The 6,740-nt window shown below is 41.0% G+C and carries 7 protein-coding genes; 6 read left to right on the top strand and 1 reads right to left on the bottom strand.

Features of this window, described 5'->3' with window-relative positions; genetic code table 11:
* Positions 1-226: 226 nt before the first annotated feature.
* The 5 genes from AC1DSE_RS27235 to AC1DSE_RS27215 all read left to right on the top strand — a co-directional run bounded on the left by AC1DSE_RS27235 (position 227) and on the right by AC1DSE_RS27215 (position 5,275).
* On the top strand, positions 227-856 hold the full coding sequence (locus tag AC1DSE_RS27235; RefSeq protein WP_477511955.1) for a hypothetical protein: 630 nt from the start codon (positions 227-229) through the stop codon (positions 854-856).
* 228 nt (positions 857-1,084) lie between these two features.
* Positions 1,085-1,780, top strand: coding sequence for a response regulator (locus tag AC1DSE_RS27230; protein ID WP_441880913.1), 696 nt, complete (start codon positions 1,085-1,087; stop codon positions 1,778-1,780).
* Positions 1,777-3,246, top strand: coding sequence for a HAMP domain-containing sensor histidine kinase (locus AC1DSE_RS27225; protein WP_477528498.1), 1,470 nt, complete (start codon positions 1,777-1,779; stop codon positions 3,244-3,246). The genes AC1DSE_RS27230 and AC1DSE_RS27225 overlap by 4 nt, the downstream gene beginning before the upstream one ends.
* Positions 3,243-4,346 carry a hypothetical protein gene (locus tag AC1DSE_RS27220; RefSeq protein ID WP_441880915.1) on the top strand — a complete coding sequence of 368 codons (1,104 nt, stop codon included), beginning with the start codon at positions 3,243-3,245 and terminating at the stop codon, positions 4,344-4,346. The genes AC1DSE_RS27225 and AC1DSE_RS27220 overlap by 4 nt, the downstream gene beginning before the upstream one ends.
* Positions 4,347-4,525: 179 nt before the next feature.
* Positions 4,526-5,275 (top strand): N-acetylmuramoyl-L-alanine amidase family protein, encoded by a 750-nt coding sequence (locus tag AC1DSE_RS27215; protein WP_441880916.1) that lies wholly within the window; start codon positions 4,526-4,528, stop codon positions 5,273-5,275.
* A gap of 58 nt (positions 5,276-5,333) precedes the next feature.
* Here the strand turns inward: AC1DSE_RS27215 and AC1DSE_RS27210 are convergent, their stop codons facing one another.
* Positions 5,334-6,128 (bottom strand): helix-turn-helix domain-containing protein, encoded by a 795-nt coding sequence (locus tag AC1DSE_RS27210; RefSeq protein WP_477528497.1) that lies wholly within the window; start codon positions 6,126-6,128, stop codon positions 5,334-5,336.
* Between the two features lie 115 nt (positions 6,129-6,243).
* On the opposite strand from AC1DSE_RS27210, the gene AC1DSE_RS27205 reads away from it, so the two are divergent.
* The coding region (locus AC1DSE_RS27205) for a glycoside hydrolase family 3 N-terminal domain-containing protein (protein ID WP_477528496.1) at positions 6,244-6,740 on the top strand (497 nt) is incomplete at its 3' end.

Raw genomic sequence — 6,740 nt, 5'->3', positions numbered from 1 at the left:
AGATAGCCGCTGAACCATTGCAAGGTGCAGAAAACAAGGGGAACAAGTCCAAAGGATTTGTTCCCCTTGTTGTTAAGAGGACGAAGACAGAGCTGCCGTATCGTTGTTGGATGACTGAAACCATTTGTGGTAATCTATAATAGATTTGCAGTAGAGTTGCCGTATGATATGATCGCAATGAAGCCTACTTTACAGGATGATAGTATGATAGGAGACAGGTGGAACTATGAACGTAAACAATGAGACAACTGACTTGGAAGTAAATAGCGAGGAAACAGAGATGTCCAAGGAGGAATGGGCGGAGCTTATAAAAGCTGTTTACGATAATGGCCTTGCAGCTTTAAGAATACAGTATAACGATGTTGAGGCACAGGTTTCGAATTTCCATGATTATGGCCCAGTTTTTATATTTCATGTGAAGGATGAATCGGGTAGTAGATATTCCTGCGGTTTTTTTCTGCATGAGTTGCTTAACAGGTTCCAATCGGACAATGATCCTGCAGTATGGATGTCTTCATTTTTCGTTGAACTTATGGAGACGAAGGGTGGCAAGCCCCTCCCAAAACCAGCAACGAATGAAGCTGAGGCTAAAGAGATAATTGACAATATACTCGTTCCGGAATGTATAAAAGCAGTAACGGAAGAGTTTGCTGCGGAGCAGGTGCATGCAGGTCTTGCTTGGAAGGAAGACCACGGTCCAGTCTTTGAAGCTGGATTTCCGGCACTCACAGGCGGAAATAACGTATGTGCGATTTCTTTGCATTTCTTGTTGATTCATTTGCAGTTGAACCGGGATCCAGGAGATCTGTTGATTCAAGAAATGTACAACATTCGAAAAGAGCATGGCATAGGCTAACATTTACAAATCAAAATGTATTTAGCGCAACCCGATATGGGTTGCGTTTTTTTATTCGTACACAGCGAGCAACTTCAAATTTTAATAGTCGATATTTGCTTTTTTGCGCATGCTAAGTATATCCAACTGTTATGCATCCGACTTGTTTCAATACTGTAAACTTTTGTGGGCTTAGTTGTTTGTGAAAACGAGGCTGTGATACGATCAAGGGTGAATGGAGATGAACGAATGGAGCTTACCAAAATATTGATCATAGAAGATGAAGAAGCGATAGCTGATTTGCTTGCATATGGCTTGCAGAAAGAGGGATTTCAAACCAAGCTTGCGCATAACGGCAAGGATGGCTTAAGAGAAATCGAAGCGTTCAAGCCTGATCTGCTGCTGCTTGATTGGATGCTTCCCGATCAAAGCGGACTTGATATTTGCAAGCAAATTATGGGGAAATACATGCTTCCGATCATCATGATTACGGCTAGGTCTGATATTTCCGACAAAGTTATCGGAATGGAGCTTGGCGCCGACGACTATATTACGAAACCATTTGATATGCGTGAAGTAATCGTCCGCATTCGTACATTACTGCGCAGAATCAATCCTATAACGGCAGTGAACGAAGAAGCAGCGCCAGCAATCATCAAGTTCAAAACGATAGAAATTAATGTACCCGAAAGAATGGTCAAAAAAGACAATGAGCTCATTGAGCTGACACCAAAAGAATTTGACCTATTGATGACTTTGACGAGCTCTAGAGGACGCGTATTTACTCGTTCAAATTTGCTTGATTTAGTATGGGGCTATAATTATTTTGGTGATACTCGAACCGTGGATATTCATATTCAGCGTTTGCGCAAAAAGCTTGATGCCAATGACATCATTACTACGGTATTTCGTGTCGGGTACAAATTCGAGAAGAATGTGGAATGAATATGGTACAGTCTATCAAGGTTAAGTTTTTAATCGGATTGTTAGTTATTTTTGTCACCTCGCTATTGCTGCTGCATCATTTTGTCATGCAAATTATTGAATCCAGCAACGAAACTATCATTACACAGGATTTGAATACGATGAAGAAAAACAGCAATGTTTATGTAAAACAGACGTTTATGATCAATCATTATAGTCATGATGAAATTTATTTCGAGCAGATGTCTAAAGAGTTGGTTGTTGATTTGAAAAATATTACGTCTAGCCAAGTGGCTGTTTATTCATTAAAGGGCAAGCAGCTTGCTGCATCGGACAGTGCTCCCTTCATGAGTCCACTTGGAGACGATTTCAAGCATGCTCTCAAGGGAGAAACCGCTTATACCATCTCCCATCAAGAAAAAATATCTACGATCTATTTTTCATATCCGGTTGTCATTGACGGTGAAAAAATAGGTATTTTACGATTTTCCAAAGACGTATCGATGCTTTATGAGAACAGCAGGCAAATATTAGATGTCATTTTGTATGTCACGATCGCTATCTTTGCTATGGGCTTGCTGCTTTGTTATGCATTGTTCTGGAACATTACACTGCCCATCGTCAAGATGACCAAAGTTTCAACGGAAGTGATAAACGGCAATCTTAATGTCCATATCTCTTTAAACCGAAAGGACGAGCTGGGCAAGCTTGCTCATAACTTCAATCAAATGATTGAGAAAATTAGACTTCAAATTGGCAAAATAGAAAAGGACCGTGACCGCCTTAAAGAGTTAAACCAGCATCGCAAGCAATTTTACGACAATGTTACCCATGAGCTGAAAACACCTCTAACTTCTATCATGGGCTACGCGCAGATGATCAAAGACAATGGGCAAAATGATGAGGTTTTTTTCGAGAAAGGTATTGTGCATATAGCGGATGAAAGTGCTCGTCTTCACGAAATGGTTTTGCAGCTATTGGAGTTGTCTAAGGAAACAGATTCTAAAGCATCCTATGAAATGGTTGATGCAGGGTTTATTTTGCTAAGCGTTTGTGAAGGTATGGCGTTCAAAGCCCAAAAGTATAACAAAAATATTGTTTGCGAATTAGAAGATCATCTCATCATTGAGGGCAGTCCAACTAAATTAAGACAGCTGTTTATCAACTTGATTGATAATGCGATTAAATACAGCGATGCTTCCTCTGAAATTATAGTGAAGGCAGGTCTGATCTCCGAGGTCATACAATTCACTTTTATAAATCAGGGAGATGTCATTGCACCAAAACATTTAGCCCGTATTTATGAACCCTTTTATAGAGAAAATGGTCGTCTTGTGAAAGAAGTCGGGAGCCGCGGATTGGGGCTTAGCATTTGCAAAGCCATTGTTGAAGAACATCAAGGAACCATTCAAATCCAAAGCGAGGATAGAGAAACAAGCGTAATTGTTCACATCCCGCAATTTGATAACAAGCAGGTGACCTCGTGATTAGAAAATCAGTATTTGCTCTGCTTATCCTCGTTATTTTGTCGGGCTGCGCATCTACGAAATTTAATTCAAGAACCGTCGTTATACCAGATACAGAAGCGGCACCAGAATTGGCCCATTCGAACGGTGATTTTGAAGTAAGCAAAATCTATCGCATGTTTGAGGAAGAGGAGAGTGAAATCCAAATTCTCGGATGGTCAGACAATGAGCAGATTCTAGGCATGCTCAAAAATATAGATTTTACTCAAACCTTGCAGCGCTTTGATTATAAGAATCAGACGATGAAAGAGGTTATGAATTTCAATCAATATTCAGAAGCAAGCATGGTGTCCCCAGATGGGCTTAAAATCGCAGTTTACGGTTGGGATAATAACAAAAACAGAACCCTGAAGATCTACAGCCAGATTGATGGCAAGGCGATTACTGTCGAGGATATGCAGGACTCTTTGTCGGCTACGATGATCTGGTCTAACAACAGCCGGTATCTCTCTTTTTTCATATGGGATGATCAGAAAGTAGAAAAGCTTGCCGTTTACGACGTTACGACTAAAAAGATGAAGAAATATGATGTTCCGTATGAAAGTGAGAAAAGCTGGTCGAGATATGCGAAAATTTCTGATAATGGAGAAACGGTATTGATCATCAGACAAATGTATGATGGACAATCGATCTTGTTCGGTAAAATAGACGGCACTGGAATTTCCAGTTTGTATAATCATCTATTGAATCGTGATGGGACGGTAGACTTTCTCAATAATGATCAAATTTTGTTTGTCAGCGAGAACAATTTGCTGTTTGCATATGATCGCCGCAATAAAGCTACCACGATTTTAGGTGAGCAAGTGGGTAATTTCCGTTTAACAAGGGATCGCAAATATATTGCATACTCGAAAGATTCGCTGAATATCTATATTGCCAAATTGCAAGGAAACAATCTTTTGAATGAACAGGAGGTGTTCAAAGGAATAAATCCGGGTCAAATGGAGTGGAGTCCATCGGGCAACAAGCTCTATTTGAGCGGCTGGAAGTCATTTGACGCTCAAGTAAAAAGCCAATTGTCCGTACAATTATCGATGAATTACATCATTGAGTTTAAATAAAACATGTTTCCAAACAGCTATCACTGCTTCCATCGGTGATGGCTGTTTTTTTGTGTTTCATAAGCCGACGCATTTCAACATTTTTAGATACAACTTGTTTACAAATTGGAGAAGTGCTCGAAATGAGGATTATGTATAAATAAAGAAGCTGCTAAACATCTATTACTTAGGAGGACAACATGTACTCGTATACGAAAAAACGAAAATCGCGAATAGTCAGGCTAATTGTGCTTTTATTCACTCTAGTTTTAATTAGTGTAACTTTAATAGGCTTTGCCGCAAACAAAGAAGAAAAGTCGCAAGCTCTGTCAGCCAATCCGCCAATTGTTCCAACGAAGCAGCAATCCTTGGATGGAAAACCAGATAGGATATACAAAGTTGTCATTGATGCAGGGCATGGCGGCAAAGATCCTGGGGCGGAAGGAGCTAGCGGAAAAAGGGAAAAACATTTTACACTATCGTTATCTCAGAAAGTGTACGAACTGTTAAAGCAAGAGAACATGTTTGAGCCGCATCTAACCCGGAATGATGATACGTTTATTGATCTGGACGTACGTCCTGATATAGCAAATCAAATGGAAGCAGATGTTCTTCTATCCATTCATGCGAACACCTATAAGGACGAGAATGTTGGTGGAATTGAAACGTTTTATCGTTTTGATGAAAATATTGAATTAGCTCAGACTATGCATAATCAAGTTGTAAAGGCAATGGGCTTTCGGGATCGCGGAATACGGAATGAAGAGTTAAAGGTTCTTTCACTAAGCAAGGTGCCGGCGATTTTGCTCGAAGTAGGTTATTTGACAAACCCCGTTGAAGAAGCCGTTTTACTTGGAGAAGATGGACAAGATCGTGCTGCGAAAGCTATTGTTGAAGGTTTGAAGCAATATTTTAAAAACAATTCAGAAGATGCAATCATACAATCCTAATTCGAATGTAATCCGTTTAAAGGAAATGAAACAATAAGCCACGTCCTCTGGACGTGGCTTATTGTTTTTCTGTCATTTGTTTTCGGTATGCGCCAGGTGAGATGCCGTAATACCRCTGGAACACGCGATGGAAGTAAGTATAGCTGCCGAATCCGGTTTCTTCGGCAATACGTTCGAGCGTAAGCGGACTTTTGCCCATTAGTTCCAGCGCCATCGCCAGACGCACCTTCTGGGCATATTGCATAATGGACATGCCGAATTCAGCTTTGAACAGCTGAACCGAGCGGGATACGCTAAGTCCCGTATGTTTCGCAGCATCGGATAAAGTGAACGGAATCGCTGCATGCTCCTCGATATAAAGCTTTATTTTATAAGCGAGCAGCTTGGGACCGGAGTTGTATGAGGTTGCTTCATCTATGGCTCTATMGAGCAAATAGCAAAGTGATTGCATCAGCGTACACAATAGTTCAGGATTACCGCCGTCATGCCGTCTGCTTTCTAGTATTAATTGCTGCCATAAAGCTGCTATTCTCCCGTTCTCACCTATTTTTGTTTTTTGGGGTCTTCGCTGAAGCTTCCACCATTCATCAAGCCAAGAACCGCTGCAGATCACATAATAGTCTCCGCTTGGCCCAAGCTCGCCAATTCTCAGATCATAAACTTCACCAGGGGCAAACAGAAGAAGGTCGCCAGGCTCGATGATATCGACCTGCCCTGCAATCAATGCTTGGCATAAGCCTTCAGTCTGCAATCGAATGATATAGGTTTCGAGGCCGGATTTAAAGGTATGTCTAAAAGGCGTATTATGGTACATAAAGGCACAATAATCGAGCTTTATTCCAGTTTCCTTCATTACTGTTTCTCCTCTTCCATAAGCAGATCGTTGATGTTTATCATTAGTTTGTTTCTACAAATGCCTGTCTATTTCCTTCATAATGGACAGTATATACATGAAGGAGTTGTTATCGATGGCAGGAAACAAGAAGTTGTTCTCGTCGGAAATAAAGGAGAAAGTATTGTCCTTGATTTCCCAAATGACATTAGAAGAAAAAATTGGCCAAATGTCGCAATTTGACTGGGGCTTTCATGCGATAAATCCGGATGCCGGCGGTGAGATCAATCTAATTATGAAGGATCTCATCGATAAAGGAATGTTAGGCTCTTTGTTTAATTTATCGGGCGTTGAACAAGCGAATACACTGCAAAAACAAACCATTGAAAAGTCACGCCTTGGCATACCGATGATCGTTGGGAGAGACGTTATTCACGGCTATCGTTCAGTATTCCCTATTCCACTCGCTCAATCGGCAAGCTGGAACCCAGATCTGATTAGAAGAACAGCAGCAGCAGCGTCTAAGGAAGCAGCTTCCGACGGTATTTCGTGGGTGTTTGCGCCGATGATCGATATTACGAGAGATCCTAGATGGGGAAGAATTGCCGAAACGATGGGAGAAGACCCTTATGT

The organism is Paenibacillus sp. 01L418 (assembly GCF_056400045.1).
The sequence above is the reverse complement of the archived record's forward strand: the minus strand, read 5'-3'. Positions and strand labels throughout refer to the sequence as shown.